This is a genomic window from Streptomyces sp. NPDC091280 (assembly GCF_044768565.1).
GTDB lineage: Bacteria > Actinomycetota > Actinomycetes > Streptomycetales > Streptomycetaceae > Streptomyces.
Map to the genome: position 1 here is coordinate 17,196 of NZ_JBIVUZ010000019.1, position 22,970 is coordinate 40,165.

Consider the following 22,970-nt stretch of genomic DNA (forward strand, 5'->3'; position numbering starts at 1 on the left):
GATGAGCGCATCCACGCAACGACGCATCAACTCCGACACGCTCGCCGGCTACGTCACCTACTACAGCCCGACCGGCCGCCGCTTCGGCCTGCGCACCTCGGACGAACGGGAGTTCACGGTCCACCTGCCCGCGAACGCCGTCTCGCGCATCGTCCGCAACCTCGGCGACGACTACCGCGACACCACCGCCGACACCGTCGACATGCTGGCCGAGGGCCGCTACGTCTTCGCGTACGGCATCCGCTACGAGTGGGAGGGCGGCTCCCGGTTCGAGGCCAAGGAGATCACCTTCCCGGAGGAGACCCGCGGCCAGTACGTCTTCGAGCACCCGAACTGGTGGGTCCAACAGGCCGCCGCCATCGCCGACTTCTATCTGCGCGGGCACTTCCCCGACGGCGTGTACGACTGGCGCGGGTTCCGCACGCATCTCACGCTCAGCGGCACCCATCTGCCGGACTTCGCCGGCGCGGACGTACGCCAGGAGACCGACACCATCTCCCGGCTGGTCTACGGCCTGGCCACCGCGTATCTGCTGACCGGCAAGGACCGCTTCCTGGCGGCGGCCGAGGCCGGTACCGAGTACCTGCGCGAGCACATGCGGGTGGACGACACCGCCGACGGCATCACCTACTGGTACCACGGCATCGACATCACCTCCTCGGGCCACCGCCCGGTGTTCGCCTCGGAGTTCGGCGACGACTTCGACGCGATCCCCATGTACGAGCAGATCTACGCGCTGGCCGGTCCCACCCAGACGTTCCGCGTCACCGGCGACCCGCGGATCCTCCAGGACATCGACCGGACGGTCGCGCTGTTCCAGAAGTACTTCCGCGACCCCGTGCGCGGCGGGTTCTTCTCGCACCTCGACCCGATCACGCTGGACCCGAACGCCGACTCGCTGGGCCGCAACCGGTCCCGCAAGAACTGGAACTCGGTCGGCGACCACGCCCCGGCGTATCTCATCAACGCCTATCTGGCGACCGGCCGTTCGGACTTCGCCGCGCTGCTGGAGGAGACCGCGGACACCATCGTGGAGCGCTTCCCCGACGAGCCGAACAGCCCCTTCGTGCAGGAGCGCTTCCACGCCGACTGGAGTCCGGACCGCACCTGGGGCTGGCAGCAGGACCGGGCGGTCGTCGGCCACAACCTGAAGATCGCCTGGAACCTGACCCGCATCAAGTCCCTGCACGACAAGCCCGAGTACGCCACGACCGCCGAGCGGATCGCCGAGATCATGCCGCCGGTGGGCAGCGACGGGCTGCGCGGCGGCTGGTACGACGTGGTCGAGCGGCAGCCCGACCCGGACAGCGGCATCCACCGCATGGTGTGGCACGACCGCAAGGCCTGGTGGCAGCAGGAGCAGGCGATCCTCGCCTATCTGATCCTGGCCGGCACCACCGGGGACCCGGAGCAGCTGCGGCTGGCCCGCGAGGCGGCGGCGTTCTACAACGCCTTCTTCCTCGACTACCAGGACGGCGGCGTCTACTTCAACGTGCTGGCGAACGGCATCCCGTACCTGCTGGGCACCGAGCGGCTCAAGGGCAGCCACGCGATGGCCGGTTACCACGCGCTGGAGCTGTGCTACCTGTCGGCCGCCTACACCGGGCTGCTACTCAGCGACGACCCGGTCACCCTGCACTTCAAACCGCGCCCCGACGATCTGCCGGGCCGGGTGCTGCGGGTGGCGCCGGACCTGCTGCCGGCCGGCGCGGTGGAGCTGACCCGGGTGTGGGTCGACGACCAGCCCTACCACACCTTCGGCAGCAAGGACCTGACGGTCGTGCTGCCGCCCGGCGACCGGCCGGTGCGTGTGCGGGTCGAGCTGGAGCCCGCCACGATGCGGCTGCGGATGCGCACCTCGTTCGACGGCGGCACCGCCCACGTCAGCTGCCACGGCGTGATCGACGCGACCGAACTGGGCAAGTTCCGCCGCGTCCTGGCCGAGGTCATGGCGGCGGCACCGCAGCGCGTGGAGTTCCATCTGTGCGAGGTCGGGGGCATGTCCCGGCCCGCCATCAACGAGCTGCTGTTCCAGCGCACCAAGGCGGGCCTGGACGTCGACTTCGTCATCGTGGGCTGCGCGCTGCCCGACGTGGCGGACGCCCTGCTCGCGACGGACGCCTTCCTGCTGGCTGGGGGTGACGAGTGCCACCATGACTGACCTCGCGACCATCACCCTGCCCTTACCCGCGATGCGCACCCCGGGGGCACCGCCGGGCGCCGCCGCCGGGCTCCCCGCCTACTGCCGCGAGCTGTTCGGCGACTTCACCCGCGCCGACCAGCGGCGCTGGGGCGAGGTGTACGTACGCGGGCTGCTGGACGTGCCCGGACGCAAGACCCCCGCCCGGATCTCCGAGCAGGTGCTCGGCCGGCGGGCCGTGCAGCAGATCCAGCAGTTCGTGAACCAGAGTCCGTGGGCGTCCGCTCCCGTGCGGGGGCGGCTCGCCCGGCAGGTGGTGCGGGCCTTCCGCGCCGAGGCCTGGTCCGTCGACGAGGTCGTCTTCGCCAAGAACGGCGACCGGTCGGTGGGCGTGGCCCGCCAGTACGCGGCCTCCCAGGAGCGCACGGTGAACTGCCAACTGGCGCTCGCCGCCTCGCTGGTGGGCCAGGCGGGCGGGGTCCCGGTGAACTGGCGGCTGCTGCTGCCGGCCCGCTGGGACCGCGACGAGCGGCTGCGCGGCGCGGCCCATGTACCGGCCCAGGAACGCTGCCGGCCGCGCTGGAGCTACGTGCTCGAAGCACTCGACGAGATGCTCGACGAGTGGTCGCTGGAACCGCTGCCGGTGCTGGCCGACTGGCGCTGCGAGAGCGACCCGGACCCGCTGCTGCGCGGTCTGGAGGCACGCGGCCTGGGCTATCTCGTCCAGGCGGCGCCGCTCACCCCCGTGCTGCTCCCCCGGCGGCAGGCCGCCGCCCCCGGAACGCGCGGCACGCTCGCCGAACTCGCCGCGCACGCGGCCCGCCACGGTGAGCGGGCCTCGGTGACCTGGCACGACCCGGTGACCGAACGCATGCGGCACTCGGAGTTCGTGACCGGCCCGGTGCTGCTGCGCACCGACCCGGCCACGGCCCCCCGGCCGCGCCTGCTGCTCGCCGACTGGCCCTACGGCGGCTCCCGGCCGCGCGCCTACTGGCTGACGAACCTCCCGGCCCGCCGGCTCGCGGAGATCGTGCCGCTGGCGCGGTTGCGGCGGTTCGCGCAGGGGGCGCTGGGCCGGATGCACGAGGAGTTCGGGCTCGGCGACTTCGAGGGCCGCTCCTTCCGGGGCTGGCACCACCATGTGACGCTGGCCTCGGCCGCGCTCGGCTACGACATGGTGCGCCAGCAGGCGGACGAGAGAGCCCTGAGCCACCCGCGTGGCTGACCCCGCACCCCCCGGCGGCCCCGTACGGACACGTCCGTACGGGGCCGCCGTGCGCTCACTTCTGCCAGCCCACCCGGCTGAAGTCGATGTCACCGAGTCCTGGCACCCCGTAGTTGGCCAGGCCCTTGCGGACGGCGAGGATCTGGGGGCGCTGGTAGAGCTCGATGTCGTGGCCGAGCCGCCAGATCTCGGCGTCCGCGCGGTCGTAGAGCCGCTGGGCGGCGCGTTCGTCGAGGGTGCCGACGGCCTGGCCGAGGAGCTGGTCCACGCGCGTCGAACCGACCCGGCCGTAGTTCTGGAAGGGCTGTCCCGCCTCGGGGCGGCGGTAGATGGCGTAGGCGGAGCTGGGGTAGGTGAGGCCGGTGAAGCGGAAGATGGCGAGGTCGAAGTTGCCCTTCTCCAGGTACTGCGGCGCGTAGGAGGAGGCGGGCACCTGCTGGATGTCGACCCGGACGCCGGCCTGGGCGAGCATGTGCTGGACGAGCTGGGCGAGGTCCTCGCCGAGCCGGTTGGTGCCCTCGCTGAGCACGAAGCGGAGGGTGAGGCCGCGGCCGTTCCTGACCCGGGTCCTCCCGGGCCCCGGGCTCTTCCAGCCGGCCGCGTCCAGGGCCTTCTCGGCGGCCTTGAGGTCGTAGGTGCCGTAGGGCCGGGAGTCGTCGGTGTAGCCGGGCTGGTTGGTCATGAAGAAGTGGTTGCCGAGCAACGGCACCTTCACCGGGAGGCCTTCGGCCGCGACCTCGGCCAACGCGGTGCGGTCCACGGCCTGTTGGACCGCGTTGCGGACGGCCCGGTCGGCGAGCGGGCCGCCCGCTCCGTTGAGGGTGATGTGCACCTCGTCCCAGGCGGAACCGATCCGGATCTCGCTGTCGTGGGCGTTCTTCAGCTGTGCGTAGGCCTCGCTGGTGGCCGCGTTGACCACGTCGACCTCGCCGTTCAGATAGGCCTGGAGGGCCGCGTCGGCGTCGAGGACGCGGAAGACGATCCGGTCGAGGCGCGGCTTGCGGCCCCACCAGCGGGGGTCGGGGACGAGGGTGAGGGTCTGCGCGGTCCTGTCGACCGAGGCGAGTCTGAACGGGCCCGCGCTGATGGGCATGCCGTTCTGCCAGCCGGAGTTGAAGCGCTGCGGGGTGTCGTAGGCGGCGGCCGGGAAGAGCGGCGTGAACAGCCTGCGCCAGTCGGCGTACGGCTGCTTGAAGGTGACCCGTACCTCGTGCGCGTCGGCGCCCCGGCGTACGTCGGCGATCCGGTCGTAGCCGCTGGTGTCGGCGACCAGGTAGCGCTGGTCGGTGCCGCCGAGCGCGTGCCACTGGGCGGCGAAGTCCCGCCAGCCCAGGGCCGTTCCGTCGGACCAGCGGGCCTTCGGATTGAGCCGGTAGGTGACGACCTGGGGCGAGGTGGCGGTGACGGACGCCGAGCGCAGGTACTCCGGTACCGCGTGCGGGACGCCCTTGGCGTCGCGGGCGAAGAGCCGGGGCTCGGTCATGCTGTCGATCGTCCATACGTCGTCCAGGGCGCCGTCGACGTGGTCGAAGTTGAACTGCGTGACCATCTGCGCCATCGGCAGGGTCAGCGTGCCGCCCGCGCGCAGCGCGTCCGAGGGGCGGGTGTTCATGTCGTAGGTGCCGTAGGTCGGCAGCGCCGGACGGCGGGGCGGGCCGGGGGAACCGGAGCAGCCGGCGAACGCGAGGAGGACGAGCGCGCACAGCAGCGAGCGTGCGAGCCGGCTCCGTAATCGCTCCACCCAGCGGCCCTCCCAGTACGGACGAACCGTCAACTGCCCGAACTGTCCTGCGCATTGCGGATCCGGAGCTTAACATCACGATGTGTCACCCACATGAAGCGGAACGAGGGCCCATGCTCTCCCTGGTCGTCAGGCGCCTGGTCCACTGCACGATCCTCTTCCTCACCTCCGTCGTCCTCACCTACGCGCTCGCCTCGACCGCGCTCGATCCGCGCGCCTACTTCGAGGGCCGTCAACCGCCGCCGCCCGCCCGGGTCGTGGACGCCGAGCTGTCCCGGCTGGGGATGGACGACCGCGCTCCGCTGCCGGAGCGCTTCGCGCACTGGGCGGGGCGGGCCGTCCGCGGCGACCTGGGGCGGACCATCGACGGGGAGTCCGTGAACGCGGAGTTCGGCCGCCGGGTCGGGGTGTCGGTGCGGCTGCTGCTGATCGGCACCGTGGTGGGGACGGCGGTGGGGGTGCTGGCCGGGGTGTGGGGTGCCGTCCGCCAAGGGCGGCCCGGCGACCGGCTGTTGACGGTGCTCTCGTTCGCGGTGCTGTGCGTGCCCACGTTCGTGCTGGCGCTGCTGCTGAAGACCGGGGCGCTGGCGGTCAACCGGGCCGCCGGACGCCGGGTCGTCCTCTACACGGGCGAGCACACACCCGGTCTGCAAGGCGGCTGGACGGCCCAACTACGCGACACGGCAGCCCACTTGCTGCTCCCGGCGCTCTGTGTGGCGATCCCCGCCGTCGCCTTCTACAGCCGCTACCAGCGCGCCGCCACCCTCGACGTGCTCGGCGCCGACCACCTGCGCACCGCCCGCGCCAAGGGCCTCACCCCGCACCGCGCGCTGCTGCGGCACGGACTGCGGATCTCGCTCGTCCCGGTGTCGGTGTTCTTCTCCTTCGGCATGCTGACCCTGTTCACCGGGGCCGTGTTCACCGAGGCGGTCTTCGGCTGGCCCGGCATGGGCAGTTGGCTCGTCGACTCGGTGCAGAAGGGCGACGTGAACTCGGTGGTGGCCGTCAACATCTTCGCCGCCGCCGTCGTCCTGCTCGCCGGCCTGCTCGCCGACGTCCTGCACGCACTGCTCGACCCCCGGGTACGGCGGCCATGAGGGCGGGCGGACGGGGGCGCGCGGTACTGCGCCGGACGGTACGGCGGCCCGGGGCGCTGTGCGGGCTCGCGATCCTGCTGGTCCTGTTCGCGCTGGCGTTCCTGGGGCCGTATCTCAGCCCGTGGACGCACACGGACGTCGACTACTCGGCGCTGCGGCAGCCGCCGGACGCACGGCACTGGATGGGCACCAACCGGATCGGACAGGACGTCTTCGCCCAGGTGGTGCGGGGACTGCGGAAGTCGCTGCTGATCGGGCTGCTGGTCGCGGTGTTCTCGACCGGGCTCGCGGCGGTGGTGGGCGCCTGCGCGGGCTACTTCGGGGGCTGGACCGACCGGCTGCTGATGTTCGTGGTGGACCTGATGCTCGTCCTGCCCGCCTTCCTCGTGCTGTCCGTGGCCGCGCCCCGGCTGCGCGACCGGAGCTGGCTCGCGCTGGTCGGGCTGCTGGCGCTGCTGGGCTGGATGATCACCGCGCGGGCGGTGCGCGGTCTGACCCGATCCCTGAAAGAGCGTCAGTTCGTGGTGGTGGCACGGCTGATGGGGGTCTCGCCGGTACGGATCCTGTGGCGGCACGTGCTGCCGCACACGGCGTCCTTCCTCATCACGGACGCGACACTGGCCGTGGGCGCGGCGGTGATCAGCGAGACCGGGCTGTCGTACTTCGGCCTGGGCGTCCAGCCCCCGGACGTGTCGCTCGGCACGCTGATCGCGGACGCGACGGATGTGGCGCTGGTGTATCCGTGGATGTTCTTCTTCCCCACGGGGCTGCTGATCGCGTTCGTGCTGGCCGTGAATCTCGTCGGCGGCGCGCTGCGGGACGCGCTCGATCCGACGACCGAGGCGGGCACGGGCTCCCGTACGGCGGTGTCGGGGATGTCCCGGTGAAGCCCGTGCTGGAGGTCCGCGGTCTGACGGTCGCGGTCGGCTCCGGGAGACGGCCGCCGGTGCCCGTGGTCCGGGGCGTCGATCTGACTCTGCGCCGCGGTGAAGTCCTGGGCCTGGTGGGCGAGTCGGGGACGGGCAAGACCCTCACCGCGCTCTCCCTCATGGGGCTGGCGCCGCCGGGCGCGGTGGTGGGCGGCTCGGTACGGCTGCTGGGCGAGGAGCTGCTCGGGCTGGCGGAGCGGGAGTTGGCGCGGGTGCGTGGGCGCCGGATCGCCATGGTCTTCCAGGACCCGCTGCATGCCTTCACCCCGGTGCTGCGGATCGGCGACCAGCTGGCGGAGGCGGTCCGCATCCACCAACGGCCGCGCCCGCGCCGGGAGTCGGCGCTGCGCCGGGCGGTGGAGCTGCTGGACTTCGTGGGGGTGGCGGAGCCGTCGCGGGCGGCGCGGGCCTATCCGCACGAGCTGTCCGGGGGGATGCTGCAACGGGCGATGATCGCGATGGCGATGGCCAACGGCCCCGACGTGCTGGTCGCGGACGAGCCCACCAGCGCGCTCGACGTGACCGTGCAGGCCCAGGTGCTGGACGCGCTGGCCGACGCCCGCCGGGAGACCGGGGCCGCCCTGCTGCTGGTCACGCACGACCTCGGGGTGGTGGCGGGCACGGCGGACCGGGTCGCCGTGCTGTACGCGGGCCGGGTGGTGGAGACGGGCCCGGTCGAGCCGGTGCTCACCCGCCCCCGGATGCCGTACACCGTGGGACTCGTCGGCTCGGTACCGCGAGCCGACGCCCGTGTCCCCCTCGCTCCGATACCGGGGACGGCCCCGCCGCCGGGCGCGCCGGGCCCCGGTTGCGCCTTCGCGCCCCGCTGTCCCCTCTCCCAGCCGGAGTGCGAGACCTCCGACATCCCCCTCCTGGGCGTGGACAGCCTTTCGCGCGCGGGCCTCGCGGGCGCCGCCGCGCACGAAGCGGCGTGCCGCCGGATACCGCTGGTCATCCATCGGGGGGCCACGGGGCTCTTCCCGGCGGGCGGGGCACGGGCCGGCGGGGGCGGGAGACACGCGCTCCCACGCACCCAGGCGCCGGCCCTGTCTCCCCTGTCCCGTCCCGGCCCGCCCGCCCCCGACGTCGTCCTCCGCGTCTCCGGGCTCGCCCGGACCTATGTGCCCGGCACCGGTCGGCGGCGGCGCGAGCGGGCCGTACGGGCGGTCGAGGACGTGGAGTTGGAGGTGCGGCGCGGGGAGACGCTCGCGTTGGTCGGTGAGTCCGGGGCCGGGAAGTCGACGACCCTGATGGAGATCGTGTCGCTCGGTGTCCCGGAGGCGGGCACCGTCGAGATTCTCGGGCAGGACGTCGCGCGGCTGTCCCGGCGGACCGCGCGGCTGCTGCGCGGTGCCGTGCAGATCGTGCCGCAGGACCCCCTGTCGAGTCTCGATCCGCGGATGCCGGTGGGCGACATCGTCGCCGAGCCGCTGTACGCGCGGCGGGTGCCGCGGGACGTCGTGGCGGCGCGGGTCGCGCGGCTGCTCACTCAGGTGGGGCTGGTTCCGGGGGACGCGGAGCGCTATCCGCATCAGTTCTCCGGCGGTCAGCGGCAGCGGGTCGCCATCGCGCGCGCCCTGGCGGTGGAGCCCGCGCTGCTGCTGCTCGACGAGCCGGTGTCCGCGCTGGACGTGTCCGTGCAGGCGCAGATCCTGGACCTGTTGCTGCGGCTGAAGCGGGAGTTGGGGCCGGCGTATCTGCTGGTGTCGCACGATCTGGCGGTGGTCCGGCAGATCGCCGACCGGGTGTGTGTGATGTACGCGGGGCGGGTCGTGGAGACCGGGCCCGTCGCGGAGGTGTTCGACGGGCCCCGCCATCCCTACGCGCGGGCGCTGCTGTCGGCCGTCCCGCTGCCGGACCCGGTCGCCGAGCGCGCCCGGCGCCGGATCGTGCTCCCCGGTGAGCCCCCGCTCGGCGCGCCGCCGGTCTCAGGGTGCCGTTTCCTGGCCCGCTGTCCGGTCGCCGCGGCCCTCCCGGCCGCCGGGCGGACTCGCTGCGCGACCGAGATCCCGCGCCCCGCCCAGGCGACCTCGGCCGGCACCCATACGGTGGCGTGCCACTTCCCGCACCGGGGACTGCCCTGGGAGCGGACACGGACGGACCGGGGGGCGACCGGCCGGCCCTGGAACGAGCCGCCGGACCGTCCTCCGGTCCGCTGAGCCTCGTGTGCCGTGGTCCGCGGGGGCCACCTCAGCAGCAGGCCCCGCTCGCACCGCTCGACTGGGCGATGCCCTCGCGCAGCGGGTGCGTGGCGGCACCCGAACCGTTGAACCAGAGTCCGCTCGTCACAAGCCCACCGACGAAGACGACGATCGCGATGAGCGTGAATATCTTGATGCTCATGAAAATCTCCTCTCCGAGCATTTACGGATGACGCATTGACAAGATGAGTCAACAAGAACTTACTCAATGAGTCAAGTATTAATCTCGCAAAAGACGATCTCGAAAAACGGAATGCCCGCACCCAAATGAAGTTTGAATAAACGCCAATTCCTGAAATCCCAGCCCAGATGACTTCGCGCCAGCGAATAGATCAAGCGGAGCGCATTGGATCGCAGACGACTTACTGGTAACGTTGATCTGTCATCCCGGTGGTCAAAGCCACCTCCTAGGAGCCCCACATGGACCCTCTCGAAAACACGACGACCGCAGGGCTGGGCGACCGCATCCGGCTCCTGCGCGGCAAACGTGGCCTCAAACAGCAGGACCTGGCGTCCAGCGAGATTTCGGCGAGCTACATCTCCTTGATCGAATCCGGCAAGCGCGCACCGTCGGACGCGGTGCTCGCCGCCCTCGCGGAGCGCCTCGGCTGTTCCGCCGAGTACCTGCGCAGCGGACGGGACGACCACGAGCTGGAAGAGGCACGCCTGCGGCTGGCCTTCGGCGAGATGGCCCTGCGCAACGGCAGCAACGGCGAGGCCCTGCAAACTCTCAGCGAACTGCTCGCGAAGCCCACCCTCCTGGACGCGTCCATGACCCGGCGGGCGCGCATGGGGCAGGCCTCCGCGCTGGAGAAGCTCGACCGGACCGAGGCCGCCATCGCGGTCCTGGAGGAGTTGCAGCGCGACCCCGACCTGGCGCCGGGCTCCGCCGAGTGGTGCCAGATCGCGGTGGCCCTGTGCCGCTGCTATCGCAACGCCGGCGACATCACGCTCAGCATCGAGATCGGCGAGCGCGCGATGGCCCGGCTGGACGCCCTCGGACTGGACGTCACGGTCGACCACGTCCAGCTCGGTGCCACGCTCATGGGCTCGTTCCACATGCGCGGCGACCTCATCCACGCCCAGCTGATGGGCGGCAAGCTGCTGGACGCCGCCGAGAAGCAGGGCGCCCGGGCGGCGCGCGGCGCCGTCTACTGGAACGCCGGGCTCGTGGCCCGCTCCCGGGGCCAGCTCAACGAGGCCCTCGCCCTGGTGGAGCGGGCGCTCGCGCTGATGTCGGAGGACGACAACCTGCGCCACCTCGCCATGCTCAAGATGAACTACGGCTCCCTGCTGCTCCAGGTCGACGAGCCCGAGCCGGCGCGCGGCAAGCAGCTGTTGGAGGAGGCGCAGCAGCTCCTGGCCGAGGTGGGCAACGCCCCGGAGCTGGCCCAGTGCGAGATCGGCCTCGCCGACGCCGACGCGATGCTCGGGCAGTGGGACGAGGCCGCGGCGCACGCCGAGCGGGCCCTCGGGCTGACCGGCAGCGAGTCCCGCATCCAGGCCGTCGGCGCGCGCGGCACCCTCGCCGAGATCCAGCTGATGCGCGGCAACTTCGAGCAGGCCGCGCAGTACCTACAGGCCGCCACCCGGCAGCTGCGCCAGTTCCGGCCCTCGCACCAGGTGGCCCTCAACTGGCGTTACCTGGGCGACCTGTGGAAGCGCCAGGGCAACACCACCGAGGCCCTCAAGGCGTACGACCGGGCGCTGTCGGCCGCCGGTATGGCACCGCACCGCGACCCCGGCCAGATCCTCTCCGAGCAGCACCGCGCCTGAACGGCCGCCGCAATTGCCGATTCCGGTACGTACCTTGGGCCGCCGCCCCGGTAAAGGCACGGACCTTTCACCGTCGCGCGGTCCCACGGGGCAGGCGACCCGGTTCCGTTTCCGGCCGGATCCGATCCCTCCGAACCCCCCGCCTGGAAGAGTGTCCGGGGCGGGGGGTTCGCCGTGTCTCCGTTCGACGCGCCGCGTGGAAAGGACGTCCGCCGGTGAATTCCGCCCGGCTTTTCGCCACCGGAATTCGCGTCGCCGTCCCGCGTGAATTCCCTTGTACGGTACGGGAGTTCGCATTCCGTGAAACGGCCGTGAATGCGGCGGAGTTCAGCGGGCGGTGTGCGCGAGCCGGTGCACGGCGGCGAGCGGGATCCGCAGCCGGTCGGGGCGCAGGCGGGACTCGTATACGGCCTCGTACACGGCCTTGTCCGCCTCGAAGGCGCGCAGTGCCACCGGCTGGCAGCGCGGGTCCTCCCGCCCGGCCGAGGCGTAGCCCTCGACGAACGCCCGCCGGTTGCGCACCGCCCAGGCATAGGCGCGGCGGCGCCGGCGCAGCCGCCGCGCGGGCGAGCCGTCCTGGCCGGGATCGCCGGACTCACGCTCGGCCAGCGCGGTGCGGGCCGCGTAGTCGAAGGACCGCAGCATGCCCGCCACGTCCCGCAACACCGGCTGCGGGCGGGCGCGTTCGGCGGCGGGCCGGGCCGGTTCGCCCTCGAAGTCGACGATCCGCCAGCCGTCCGCGGTGCGCAGCGCCTGGCCCAGGTGCAGATCGCCGTGGGTGCGCTGGGCGAAGACGGGGCTGCCGCGCCCGGCGACCCGGGCGTAGTCGTCGAAGAGGGCGCCGAGCCGGGTGGTGTAGCGGGCGAGTGCCGGTACCTCCTCGGCGGCCTCCTTGAGCCGCATGTTCATGCGGGCCGCCTCCTCGGCGACGTCCGGTGCCGCCAGCCGGCCGCGGCCGAACGCCTTGCCCAGCGCGCCGTGCACGTCCGCCACGGCGCGCCCGAGACCGTGCGCGTGCGGGGTGAAGCCGCCGGTGTCCGGGGCGGTACGGCCGGTGCCGTCCATGCAGTCGCCCGCCTGCCGCACCGCCTCCTCCCAGCCGTCCCGGGCGTCGGGCAGGAACTCCTCGATCAGGCCCAGCACCAGCCCCTCCGCGCCGGGGGCGTCGCTGTGCAGCGACCCGTAGAGATGGGGGGTGCGGGCGCAGTGCTGCCGGGTGAGCGCGTGCAGGGCCTCGACCTCCGTGTGCGGTCCCGGTTCGGGGCGGCGGAAGATCTTGAGGAGGATCCGGCCGCCGTACGCCACGGCCGTGTTGCTCATCTCGCCGGACAGCGGGTGGGGTACCAGGCCCACCGGGAGCGGATAGCGGCCGGTGCGTTCCAGACGCGGTCCGGAGTCGGTGCCGGGGCCCGCGAGGGTGCGCAGCAGCAGTCCCAGCAGGGCGCCGTCGGCGAGCGCGTCGTAGACCTGCCAGCCCTGGAAGGGGCCGGCGGGGACGGTGGCGACGGCGGCCGGCGCGAGGCGGGCGGGGAGGTGGGGGCGCAGGCCGAGCAGGAGTTGGTAGTCGAGGACGGAGCGGTCCTCGCGCCGGGCCGAGACCACGGCGTGCAGCAGCAGGGGCGGTTCGGTGCCGAGCACGGTGGCGGCCCTGGCGTGCAGCCGGGCTCCGCCGTAGCGGGCGTCGAACCAGCGGCGGCCCTCCAGCCATGGTGCGAGGGCCGGCAGCAGCGGTTCGAGGATGCCGTCGCTCATGATCCCTCCGCGGGTGTGAGCACATGCGCGACCTGGTGGGCCGGATCGAGGCGTACGTAGGTGGACTCGCCCCAGGAGTAGGTCTCCCCGGTGAGTTCGTCGCGCAGCTTGCGGGTGCCGTCGGCGGGCAGGCCGAGGACGGCCGGGTCGCAGGTGACGGTGGCCTCGTGGGCGTGGTGCGGGTCGAGGTTGACGATCACCAGCACCAAGTCGGTCGTTCCGTCGGGGAGTTCGACGTGTTTGGTGTAGGCGAGGACCTGGTCGCTGTCGGTGTGCTGGAGGCGCAGGTTGCGCAGCTCCTGGAGGGCGGGGTGGAGTCGGCGGAGCCGGTTGAGGAGGGTGATCAGCGGGGTGATGGTGCGGCCCTCGGCCTCCGCCGACGCCCAGTCGCGGGGCCGGAGTTGGTACTTCTCGGAGGCGAGGTAGTCCTCGGTGCCCGGTGCCAGCGGGGTGTTCTCGCAGAGTTCGTAGCCGGCGTAGACGCCCCAGCTCGGCGCGGCGGTCGCGGCGAGCACGGCGCGCACCTCGAAGGCGGGTCTGCCGCCGTGCTGGAGGTAGGCGTGCAGGATGTCGGGGGTGTTCACGAAGAGGTTGGGCCGCAGGAAGTCCGCGCTGTCCCGGGCGAGTTCGGGCAGGTACTGGGTCAACTCCTCCTTGGTGTTCTTCCAGGTGAAGTAGGTGTACGACTGCTGGAAGCCGGCCTGTGCCAGCGCGTGGACCATGGCCCGCCGGGTGAACGCCTCGGCGAGGAACAGCACATCGGGGTCGGTGGCGTCCACCTCGGCGATCAGCCACTCCCAGAACTGCACCGGTTTGGTGTGCGGGTTGTCGACGCGGAAGATCCGCACGCCCAGGTCCGTCCAGTGCCGCACGATCCGCAGCGCCTCGGCGTACAGGCCCTCGGGGTCGCCGTCGAAGTCGAGCGGGTGGATGTCCTCGTAGGTCTTGGGCGGGTTCTCGGCGTAGGCGACGGAGCCGTCGGCGCGGTGGTGGAACCACTCGGGGTGCTCGGTGAGCCAGGGGTGGTCCGGGGAGCACTGGAGGGCGAGGTCCAGGGCGACTTCGAGCCCCGACTCCCTCGCCGCGGACACGAAGTGGCGGAAGTCGTCCTCGGTGCCGAGGCCGGGGTGGAGGGCGTCGTGGCCGCCGTGCCGGGAGCCGATGGCCCAGGGCGAGCCGACGTCGTCGGGGCCGGCGTGGAGGGTGTTGTTCGCGCCCTTGCGGTGGGTGGCGCCGATGGGGTGGACGGGTGGCAGGTAGACGACGTCGAAGCCCATGGCGGCGACGGCGGGCAGCCGTTCGGCGGCCGTCCGCAGGGTGCCGCCGACCGGGCGCCCGTCGGCCCCCGTCGTCGCGCCCTCCGAGCGGGGGAAGAGTTCGTACCAGGACCCGACGAGGGCGCGCCGGCGTTCGACGCGCAGGGGCAGGGGCCGGGAGGCGGTGACGAGGTCACGCAGCGCGTAGCGCCCCAGGGCGGCCGTCACCTCGGGGGCGGTGACGGCGGACAGCCGGGCCGGAGGGGAGCCCAGGGTGTCGCGGAGCGCGGCCACGGCCGCGGTGACCGCCTCCCGGCGGTCCGAGGAGGTGAGGCCGAGCGCCGCCCGCTCGTACAGCAACGCGCCTTCGGTCAGGGTGAGTTCGGTGTCCACGCCGGCCGCCGCCTTGAGCGCGGCGTCGTGCCGCCAGCTCTCCAGCGGGTCGGCCCAGGCCTCGACCCGGAAGGTCCACAGGCCCTCGGTGTCGGGGACGACGCTCGCCCGCCAGCGGTCGGCGTCCTCGTCGACGAGGGTCATCGGGACCCGCTGGGCCGGGCGGCCGGCCGGGTCGTGCAGGACGACGTCCGCGGCGACGACGCCGTGGCCCTCGCGGAAGACGGTGGCCGTGATGTCGAGGTGTTCCCCCGTCACGGCCTTGGCGGGCACCTCCCCGTCCCGTACCCGTGGTCGGACGTCGAGGACGGGGATGCGCCCGGTCACCGGTGTCATGGTCGGCTCCTCCCCGTTCGGATCCCGTCAGCGCGGCCCGGTCGGGGCCGGCGTCCGGGATGCGAGCAGGTCGATGATGGTCCGTGCGAACAGGTGGCAGTGGTTGCCGGTGCGGCCGGTGACCAGATCGTCGTGGACCACGACGTCCTGGTCGACGTACTCGCCGCCCATGTTGCGCAGGTCGCCCAGCAGGTTGTTGTGGACGACCGCGCGCCTGCCGTGCATCAGCCCCGCGATGGGTGCGGCCAGCCACATGCCGTGGCAGATGATGCCCTTGACGATCGCCGGGTCGGCGAACGCCCGGCGCAGGAACTGCGAGGCGGGCGGCAGGAGTTGGGGATCCTCGGTGTAGCGCAGCCGGTCGGCGACCATCCCGGAGGGGACGATCACCGCCGAGTACTCCTTCAGCGCGAACTCGTCGAGGTCCTCGAAGGACTCGTCGACCTCGAAGGGCATGCGGTGCTCGTGCCCCTGGAAGGTGATCGTGTCGTTGCCCCACAGGCGGGACAGGAAGTGGATCTCGGCTCCCTCCTCGGGGAAGCGGTAGCGGTAGTAGAGGATCTCGGGCTCGTAGAAGTCGCTCTCCATCAGGACGGCGATCTTGTGACCGGACAGTCGCACGGCGGCTACCCCTTCCCCTTGGCGGTCACCAGGTCGATGAGGAACGGCCCGCGGTGGGCGAGCGCCTGCGCGACGGCCTCCGCGGCCTGCCCAGGCTTCTCGACCCGTACGGCGGCCACGCCGAGCGAGCCGGCGAGGGAGACGAAGTCGATCGCGGGGCTGCTCAGGTCGAAGATCTCGGGCTGTTCGTGGGCGGGGATCAGCTGCTCCCGCCAGTACTCCTCGATGTTGTTCTCCAGGAGTCTGTAGCTGCCGTTGTTGCAGATGACGAACTTGGTGGGGAGGCCGTAGCGGGCCGCCGTCCACAGCGCCTGGAAGGTGTACATGCTGCCGCCGTCGCCGGTGAAGCCGACCACCGTGCGGTCGGGGTGGGCGAGTTGGGCGCCCAGCGCGCCGGGGATGCCGACGCCGAGGGAGCCGCCGCGGGTCTGCATCCACTGGCCCGGCACGGTCGGCGCGAGCCGGCGGAAGATCTCCGGGGAGGCCGTGAGCGCCTCGTCGAAGAGGATCGCGTCCGGCGGCAGCCGGCGCGCGAACTCCTGGGCGAGCGCGATGGTGGGCAGTTCCAGGGCGGTGGCCGTGGCCTCCTCCCGCGCGTCGGCGGCGGCGAGCGCGGCGGCGCGCTGGGCGGCGCGGCGGCGCAGCCGCTCGACCGCCGCCGTCCGCCGCCCGAGGCCCATCTCCCGGCCGAGCGCGTCGGCGAGCAGGCCGAGGGTGGCCTTCGGGTCGGCGACGATGCCGAGGTCGACGGGGTGGTTCTTGGCTATCGCGCCGGCGTCGAGGTCGATGTGCACGACCGGGACACCGGCCCCGAAGACGCCGTCGAGGGCCGGGTACACCTCGGGCAGCGCATAGGTGCCCACGATCAGGACACCGTCGGCCGCGCCGGTGACCTTCCGGCTCTGCTCGCCGAACATGTGGCCCAACTGGCCCGCGTAGGCGGGGTGTTCGACGGACAGGTTGACCTCGGCCCAGTCGGCGCCGTACACATCGGCGCCCCACACCTCGGCCAGCCGCCCCAACTCGGCCTGGGCACCGGCGAAATGGACGCCGTCACCGGCGACGACGAGCGGGTTGCGGGCGTCGGCGAGCAGCGCGGCGGCCCGCGCCACGGTGTCGGGGGCGGGCAGGCCGCGGGTCTCCGGGTAGGAGACGGGCACCACCGGTTCGGCGGTGTCGCGGTCCATGACGTCGGCGGGCAGCACGACCAGCACCGGGCCGTACGGCGGGGTCGCGGCGACCTTGAAGGCGCGCCGCAGTACGCGCAGCGTGGAGTCCGGATCGACCACGCGGGTGGCCCACTTGGTCACCGGCTTCGCCATGCCGACCAGGTCGGCGGCCATCTGCGCGTCCATGCTGTCGTAGCGCAGCCCGGCCTCGCCGACCAGGGTGACGATCGGGGCGTGGCCGCGCATCGCCTGGTAGAGCATGCCGATGCCGTTGCCGAGCCCCACTCCGGAGTGGAGTTGCAGGACCGCCGGGGTGCGGGTGGCGCGGGCGTGGCCGTCGGCCATGCCCACGGCGACGCACTCCTGGAGGGCCAGGATGTACTGGATCGAGGGGAAGGAGCGCAGTTCGTCGAGGAACCCCTGCTCGACCGTGCCGGGGTTGCCGAACATGAACCGGACCCCTTCGGCCGTCAGTTGTTCGAGCAGCGCGATCCGCGCGGGCCTGCTGTCCATCGTGTGCTCACCTCTCGTCGGGGCGAAGGAGCGTGGGACGGTCGCCGTGGTCAGGCGCCCGCCCTGAACCCCCATTGCCGCAGGCCCTGTTCGAGGACCTCGACGGTCTTCTGTCCGGTCAGGTAGGAGTCGGGCGTCGAACGGCCCGTGATGAACGGGTAGTCGACGATGACGGAGGTCTCCTTGCCGAAGTTCCCGTGGTAGGCGCCGCCGGGTGCGGTGGCGTCGCGCAGGATGTACTCCAGCGGGTAGGGCGGCGGCCCCATCACGAAGTCGGTGCCGAGGAACCCGGTGCCGTCCTTGTAGTCGTACTCGATGCAGTGCCCGGTGACGTGCTTGCCCCGGATCAGGGACTCGCGGGTCTCCTGGTCGCGGGCGAAGGCGAGGCAGGCGACGCCGTAGCACTCGGCGGCGATCGGCCGGTCCAGGGCGTGGAAGGCGAGGATCAGGTCGTGGACCCGCCAGTTGTTGGCGAGGTCGACGATCGGTCCGCTGCCGCCGACGATCAGCAGCGCGTCGTAGCGGTCGGCGATCTGTGAACGCACCTGCTCCAGGCGGGTGTTGTAGGCCTCCCAGTCGCGCAGGAAGTACGGCTTGGAGCGGTAGGGCCGGTCGGGCAGCCAGGACGACAGGTCGAGCGGGTTGTCCAGCCGGTCGGAGTCCTCGACCTTGCGGACCTTGGCGGCGGTCTCGGGGGTGGTGACGGAGCGGCCGAGCGGCGGGTCGACGTACTCGGGGTCCATGCTCGGCGGCAGCGCCTGCGGGCGCTTGCCGGTGGGGGTGGCGAAGGTGAGGTGGTAGCCGGCCTGGTCGAAGGTCTCCAGGGGGCCGATCAACTCCTCGCCCCAGTAGCCGTGTTCGGACAGGACGACCAGAATGCGCCTGCTCATGGGGTTCCTCCCGTTCGGCGGGACGGTGCCAACTGGCGGATTCCTGTCTACGTCGGCGCCGTTCGCCCCGGCCGCCGGCGCCGCCCGGGTCGCGGCACATCCTCAAGTGGCCGAACGCACTACGGCATGTCGTGGCCATCGGTCCCCGCTCTGTGAACCCACCGGCGTACGCCGGGAGTTGCCGCAGCTCGGGCCGCGACTTCGCACAGTGCGGACCGGGCGCGCGCACGAGCGGACCGGGCGGGCGCGGCTGTGGGGTGATCGGACCCGTACCGCCTCCGGACCCCGGGGGCGGAACCCCGATGAGCGGAGACACACATGCCGAGCGAACAGACCGGCTCCGACCGGGAGATCGCCGGGTTCGTGCAGCGCTGGTACGACCTGCTGAGCGAGCACGCGCCGGTCGAGGAGCTGCTGCCCTTCGTCGCCGACCGGGGCCTGGTGATGGCCTTCCCGGAGCGGACCCTGTACGGCCACGCGGACTTCCGCGACTGGTACACGGCCGTCGGCGAGGCCTACAGCGACCAGAGCCACACCGTCGAGGAGGTCACCGCGCACGAGGACGGCACCCGGGTCGACGTCGACGTCACGGTGGTGTGGACCGCCAAGTCGACGGCGGACGGGGCCGTTTCGTCCTTCCGGATCAAGCAGAAGTGGCAGCTGGAGCGGCCCGCGCCGGGCGCCCGTCCGCTGATCGTCGACTACCGGGTCGGCGAACCCGCCGCGATCTGATTCCCCGTCACCTTTTGGAGGCTGTCATGCCGTCGAAGTCGCTGCCCCTCGGGGCCGACCACATCGTCGTCGGCGCCGGCTCCGCGGGCTGCGCGGTCGCGGCCCGGCTGAGCGAGGACCCGTCCACGACCGTGGTGCTGCTGGAGGCGGGCGGCTGGGACGAGCGCCCCGAGATCCACCGGGCCGACGCGGCCTCGGTCCTCTCGCTGCTCACCGCCGAGTGGCGGAGCGAGATCGACTGGGGCTACGTCACCGAGCCCGAGGCGGGCATGGAGGGCCGCCGGGTCCCCGTGGCCCGCGGCAAGGTGGTCGGCGGGTGCAGTTCCGTCAACGCCCTGATGTGGGTGCGCGGCAGCCGCCACGACTACACCCGCTGGGTCGCCGAGGGCGCCACCGGCTGGTCGTACGACGAGGTCCTGCCGTACTTCAAGCTGGCCGAGGACTACTCGGGCGGCGCGGACGCGTTCCGCGGCGCGGGCGGTCCGGTCCGGGTGCGGCAGCTCGACCGGCCCTCCCCGATCGCGCGGGCGTTCGTAGCAGGTGCCGGTGAACTCGGATACGCCGCGGACCCCGACGGCGACTACAACGGCGCCCGGCAGGAGGGCTTCGGCTTTCTGTACCAGACGTTCCGCGACGACGCGGGCGGCCGGTGCAGCACCGCCGACGCCTATCTGCGCCCGGCCCTCCAGCGCCCCAACCTGACCGTGCTCACGGACACCCTGGCCACCCGGCTGCTGCTCGCCGGGACACGGGTCACGGGCGTCGAGTACGTCCGGGACGGCACCCTGCACGAACTGCGCGCCGACCGTGAAGTCATCGTGTGCGCCGGGGCGTTCGAGTCGCCGAAGCTGCTGATGCTGTCCGGGATCGGTCCCGCCGCGCACCTTCGGGAGCACGGCATCCGCTGTGTCCAGGACCTGCCGGGGGTCGGCGCCGGACTCCAGGACCACCTGTTCACGCCCGTCTGCCACCAGTCGCTCCAGGAGCACCCGGACGGGGCGCTGCTGTCCGAGGCGGGGCTGTTCACCCACACCCGCGAGGCCGGTCCGGAGGACTCCCCCGACCTCCAGTTCACCTTCGGTCCCATCAAGTTCCTGCCGCCCGACGCGCCCGCCGACCGCTGGGAGGGCCCCGGCTTCACCTTCGCGCCGATCGCGCTGCGGCCGCGGAGCCGGGGCCGGGTACGGCTGCGCGACGCCGACCCGCGCTCCAACGCCGTCGTCGGCGCCGGCTACCTCACCTCCACCGCCGACCTCGATGTCCTGGTGCGCGGAGTGGAGTTGGCGCGCGAGCTGGCCGCGACCCATGCCTTCGACGCGTTCCGGGGCGACGAGCTGGGCCCCGGCAAGGACGTCACCGGGTCCGCCGAGCTGCGCCGGTACGTCGCCGCGAACGCGACCACCCTGTGGCATCCGGCCGGCACCTGCCGGATGGGCACGGGCCCGGACGCCGTCACCGACCCGCAGCTGCGGGTGCGCGGCTTCGAGGGGCTGCGGGTCGCCGACGCGTCGGTGATGCCGTCGATCACCGCGGGCAACACGCACGCGCCCTCCGTGATGATCGGCGAGCGTGCGGCGGCGTTCGTCCGCGAAGACCCCGTTCCGTCCCTGTCCGACGTCCACCGAAACGAGGGGATGCAGCATGTCCGACCCTGACCAGACACAGCAGGCGAACCTGGCGCTGTACCGGCGCTTCCTCGACGCGTTCAACTCCGGCGACCAGACGGAGATCCCCCGGGTCATCGCCGCCGGTTTCACCGACCACCACCCCGGCTTCGACATCACCGGCATCGACTCCTACCTGGAGGCGCTGCGCGGCGCGTACACCGCCCTCGATCTCAAGGGAGAGCTGACGGAGCTGTCGGCCCTCGGCGCGGACCGGGTCCTGACCCGGGTCAAACTGACCGGCACCCACCTCGGCGAACTGTTCGGCATCCCGCCCACCGGCCGCAAGGTGGAGTGGTCCACCACCGAGATCTGGCGGGTCGAGGGCGGCCTGTTCGTGGAGCGCTGGGCGCAGGACGACATGCTCGGGCTGCGCGAGCAGATCTCCTCGGACGCCTCGAACCTGGCCGTCGTCCAGCAGGTCAGCGACGCCGTGAACCAGCGCCGGCTGGACGACCTCGACGACCTGTTCGGACCGACGTTCCACGACAACAACCCGGCGTGGAGCTGCGAGAGCCTGGCCGAGCTGAAGGACATCATCCAGGGCGCGTACGACGGGCTCGACTTCTCCGTGCACCTCGACGCGCTGTACCCGGCCGCGCCCGACAAGGTGATCATGCACATCACCTTCCACGGCAAGCACATCGCGCCGTTCTTCGGTCAGGAGCCGACCGGCAAGGAGGTCTCCTGGACCAGCCTTGAGGTGTACCGGCTGGAGGACGGCAAGGTCGTCGAGCGCTGGGTGCAGGCCGACACGGCGGGCCTGATGCGCCAGGTCGGCGTCCCCCTCCCCTGAGCGTTCCCGCACCCCAGACAGCAACCGGAAAGGACGGGCGCATGAACACCCGAGAAGTGGTCGACACGTACTACCGGCTGGCCAACTCCGGTGAGTGGGACGCCTGGTGCGACCTGTTCGCCGTCGACCAGACCATGGACGAGCAGCTGGCCGGGCATGTCGAGGGCCGCGAGACCCTCCGGCAGATGATGAAGGGCTTCCCGGAGATGTACGCCTCCTTCGCCAACGTGCCCCGGCACGTGGTCGTGGACGGCGAGCAGGCCGCGGTGGTCTCCGACATCACCGGCACGACCCACGACGGGGTGACCGTCGAGGCGAAGGTGTGCAACTACTTCCGTGTCACCGGCGGTCTCATCGGTTACTTCGCGAACTTCCACGACAGCGCGCCGTTCGCCGCGGTCACCGGGAAGTGAGCGCGATGACGACCGCACCGGCCGACCTGCGCTGGTCGCACATCGGCCTCAACTGCCGTGACCAGCGGGCCACGGAGGACTTCTACACCCGGCACTTCGGGTTCGTCCGGGCCCGGGTGGTGGAGGCCGACGGGGTCCGCGTGGTGTTCCTGCGCAACGGCCCCGTCTGCCTTGAGCTGTTCGCGACCGACGCGGACGCCCTGTTCAGCACGGCGCAGGACGGCCCGGCCAACCCCGGCACGGCACGGCATCTCGCCTTCCAGGTCGACGACGTGGGCGCGTTCCTCGCCGCCGCCGGAGACGAACTGGAGCCGCTGCTCGGCCCGTTGGCCTTCGACGAGGTGATCCCCGGCTGGCGGACGGTATGGGTGTCCGACCCGGACGGCATCGTGCTGGAGATCAGCCAGGGCTACACCGATCAGACCACCGACGAACTGGCCACGTACGCCTGACAGGAGAGTGCACCACCATGAGGCCCGTCCCCGACCAGACCATCCTCCTCACCGGCGCCACCGACGGCATGGGCCGTGAGCTGGCCCGTGAACTCGCCGCGCAGGGAGCGTCGTTGATCCTGCACGGCCGCAACGCGGCCAAGGGCGCGGAGCTGCTGGCCGAACTCCGCGAGTCCACCGGCAACGACCGGCTCAGCTACGAACTGGCCGACTTCTCCTCGCTGGAGGACATCCGCAAGCTCGCCGACCGGATCCTCTCCACGCACGACCGGCTCGACGCGCTGGTGAACAACGCCGGCATCGGGGTCGAACTGGTACGCCACGAGAGCCAGGACGGCCTGGAACTCACCTTCCAGGTCGACTACTTGGCGGCCTACATGCTCAGCTGCCGGCTGGCTCCGCTGCTGGTGCGCTCGGCCCCGGCCCGGATCATCAACGTCAGCTCCGCGGGCCAGGCCCCGATCGACTTCCGCGATGTGATGCTGGAGCGGAACTGGGACGGCGTGCAGGCCTACTGCCAGGCGAAGCTGGCCCAGATCAGCCTGACCCTCGACCTCGCGGAGCGGCTGCGCGGCACCGGGGTGACGGCCAACGCGCTGCACCCGGCGTCGTACATGCCGACCAAGATGGTGGTGAACCTGTTCACCCCGCAGTCCACGGTCGCGGAGGGGGTGCACAGCACCCTGCGCCTGATCACCGACCCGGCGCTCGACGACGTGACGGGCACCTACTTCAACCGTACCCAGCGCGCCCGCGCGGGCGCCCAGGCCTATGACGAGCGGGCCCGCGCCCAACTGCGGGCGCTGAGCGTGTCGTTGACCGGGGTGGCCTTCCCGGCCGACCTGGGCTGAGCGTCCCGCGAAGCACCCCGAGC

Annotated in this window: 19 protein-coding genes; 12 read left to right on the forward strand and 7 right to left on the reverse strand. The window is 72.2% G+C overall.

Going from position 1 to position 22,970, the window contains the following annotated elements; translation table 11 throughout:
- The first annotated feature begins 1 nt into the window (after position 1).
- Positions 2-2,161 (forward strand): AGE family epimerase/isomerase, encoded by a 2,160-nt coding sequence (locus ACIQPR_RS42615; RefSeq protein ID WP_403660792.1) that lies wholly within the window; start codon positions 2-4, stop codon positions 2,159-2,161.
- Positions 2,154-3,365, forward strand: coding sequence for an IS701 family transposase (locus ACIQPR_RS42620; protein WP_403660795.1), 1,212 nt, complete (start codon positions 2,154-2,156; stop codon positions 3,363-3,365). The genes ACIQPR_RS42615 and ACIQPR_RS42620 overlap by 8 nt, the downstream gene beginning before the upstream one ends.
- 55 nt (positions 3,366-3,420) lie before the next feature.
- Here ACIQPR_RS42620 and ACIQPR_RS42625 read toward each other — a convergent pair whose 3' ends face one another.
- Complete coding sequence (locus ACIQPR_RS42625) at positions 3,421-5,139, reverse strand: ABC transporter family substrate-binding protein (protein WP_403660798.1); 1,719 nt, start codon at positions 5,137-5,139, stop codon at positions 3,421-3,423.
- 80 nt (positions 5,140-5,219) lie between these two features.
- Between ACIQPR_RS42625 and ACIQPR_RS42630 the strand changes: the two genes are divergently transcribed.
- From ACIQPR_RS42630 to ACIQPR_RS42640, 3 genes are read left to right on the forward strand one after another with little or no spacing between them, the layout of a single operon-like run.
- Positions 5,220-6,203, forward strand: a complete 984-nt coding sequence (locus ACIQPR_RS42630) for an ABC transporter permease (RefSeq protein ID WP_403660801.1) — start codon at positions 5,220-5,222, stop codon at positions 6,201-6,203.
- Positions 6,200-7,090, forward strand: a complete 891-nt coding sequence (locus ACIQPR_RS42635; RefSeq protein WP_403660804.1) for an ABC transporter permease — start codon at positions 6,200-6,202, stop codon at positions 7,088-7,090. Before ACIQPR_RS42630 ends, ACIQPR_RS42635 begins: the two co-directional genes overlap by 4 nt.
- Complete coding sequence (locus ACIQPR_RS42640) at positions 7,087-9,291, forward strand: dipeptide ABC transporter ATP-binding protein (RefSeq protein WP_403660807.1); 2,205 nt, start codon at positions 7,087-7,089, stop codon at positions 9,289-9,291. Before ACIQPR_RS42635 ends, ACIQPR_RS42640 begins: the two co-directional genes overlap by 4 nt.
- Before the next feature lie 31 nt (positions 9,292-9,322).
- Here ACIQPR_RS42640 and ACIQPR_RS42645 read toward each other — a convergent pair whose 3' ends face one another.
- Positions 9,323-9,475 carry a hypothetical protein gene (locus ACIQPR_RS42645; protein ID WP_403660810.1) on the reverse strand — a complete coding sequence of 51 codons (153 nt, stop codon included), beginning with the start codon at positions 9,473-9,475 and terminating at the stop codon, positions 9,323-9,325.
- Between the two features lie 278 nt (positions 9,476-9,753).
- Here ACIQPR_RS42645 and ACIQPR_RS42650 point away from each other — a divergent pair, with 278 nt between their 5' ends.
- Positions 9,754-11,109 carry a helix-turn-helix domain-containing protein gene (locus ACIQPR_RS42650; protein ID WP_403660813.1) on the forward strand — a complete coding sequence of 452 codons (1,356 nt, stop codon included), beginning with the start codon at positions 9,754-9,756 and terminating at the stop codon, positions 11,107-11,109.
- 327 nt (positions 11,110-11,436) lie between these two features.
- On the opposite strand, the gene ACIQPR_RS42655 is transcribed toward ACIQPR_RS42650, so the two are convergent.
- Genes ACIQPR_RS42655 through ACIQPR_RS42675 form a run of 5 tightly spaced genes read right to left on the reverse strand, consistent with a single transcriptional unit; the run spans position 11,437 to position 18,039 of the window.
- Entirely contained in the window at positions 11,437-12,861 is a 1,425-nt protein-coding gene (locus tag ACIQPR_RS42655) for a hypothetical protein (RefSeq protein ID WP_403660816.1), read from the reverse strand.
- Complete coding sequence (locus ACIQPR_RS42660) at positions 12,858-14,846, reverse strand: alpha-1,4-glucan--maltose-1-phosphate maltosyltransferase (protein ID WP_403660819.1); 1,989 nt, start codon at positions 14,844-14,846, stop codon at positions 12,858-12,860. Before ACIQPR_RS42660 ends, ACIQPR_RS42655 begins: the two co-directional genes overlap by 4 nt.
- Before the next feature lie 27 nt (positions 14,847-14,873).
- On the reverse strand, positions 14,874-15,467 hold the full coding sequence (locus tag ACIQPR_RS42665) for a DJ-1/PfpI family protein (protein WP_403660822.1): 594 nt from the start codon (positions 15,465-15,467) through the stop codon (positions 14,874-14,876).
- 5 nt (positions 15,468-15,472) lie between these two features.
- The gene (locus ACIQPR_RS42670) at positions 15,473-17,149 is read right to left on the reverse strand and encodes a thiamine pyrophosphate-binding protein (RefSeq protein ID WP_403660825.1); all 1,677 of its coding nucleotides are present in this window, start codon (positions 17,147-17,149) and stop codon (positions 15,473-15,475) included.
- A 50-nt stretch (positions 17,150-17,199) separates the two neighbouring features.
- The gene (locus ACIQPR_RS42675; protein ID WP_403660828.1) at positions 17,200-18,039 is read right to left on the reverse strand and encodes a type 1 glutamine amidotransferase domain-containing protein; all 840 of its coding nucleotides are present in this window, start codon (positions 18,037-18,039) and stop codon (positions 17,200-17,202) included.
- Positions 18,040-18,357: 318 nt separating this feature from the next.
- On the opposite strand from ACIQPR_RS42675, the gene ACIQPR_RS42680 reads away from it, so the two are divergent.
- The 6 genes from ACIQPR_RS42680 to ACIQPR_RS42705 are packed head-to-tail and all read left to right on the forward strand — an operon-like array spanning position 18,358 to position 22,947.
- The gene (locus tag ACIQPR_RS42680) at positions 18,358-18,771 is read left to right on the forward strand and encodes a nuclear transport factor 2 family protein (protein WP_403660831.1); all 414 of its coding nucleotides are present in this window, start codon (positions 18,358-18,360) and stop codon (positions 18,769-18,771) included.
- Positions 18,772-18,797: 26 nt separating this feature from the next.
- The gene (locus ACIQPR_RS42685; RefSeq protein ID WP_403660834.1) at positions 18,798-20,426 is read left to right on the forward strand and encodes a GMC family oxidoreductase; all 1,629 of its coding nucleotides are present in this window, start codon (positions 18,798-18,800) and stop codon (positions 20,424-20,426) included.
- A complete protein-coding gene (locus ACIQPR_RS42690) occupies positions 20,413-21,231 on the forward strand; it encodes an ester cyclase (protein ID WP_403660837.1) in 819 nt (272 codons plus the stop codon). Before ACIQPR_RS42685 ends, ACIQPR_RS42690 begins: the two co-directional genes overlap by 14 nt.
- A 41-nt stretch (positions 21,232-21,272) precedes the next feature.
- Positions 21,273-21,644 carry a nuclear transport factor 2 family protein gene (locus ACIQPR_RS42695; protein WP_403660840.1) on the forward strand — a complete coding sequence of 124 codons (372 nt, stop codon included), beginning with the start codon at positions 21,273-21,275 and terminating at the stop codon, positions 21,642-21,644.
- A gap of 5 nt (positions 21,645-21,649) precedes the next feature.
- The gene (locus ACIQPR_RS42700) at positions 21,650-22,096 is read left to right on the forward strand and encodes a VOC family protein (RefSeq protein WP_403660843.1); all 447 of its coding nucleotides are present in this window, start codon (positions 21,650-21,652) and stop codon (positions 22,094-22,096) included.
- A 17-nt stretch (positions 22,097-22,113) separates the two neighbouring features.
- Positions 22,114-22,947: an SDR family NAD(P)-dependent oxidoreductase gene (locus tag ACIQPR_RS42705; RefSeq protein WP_403660846.1), complete on the forward strand. Its 834-nt coding sequence runs from the start codon at positions 22,114-22,116 to the stop codon at positions 22,945-22,947.
- Positions 22,948-22,970 lie beyond the last annotated feature (23 nt).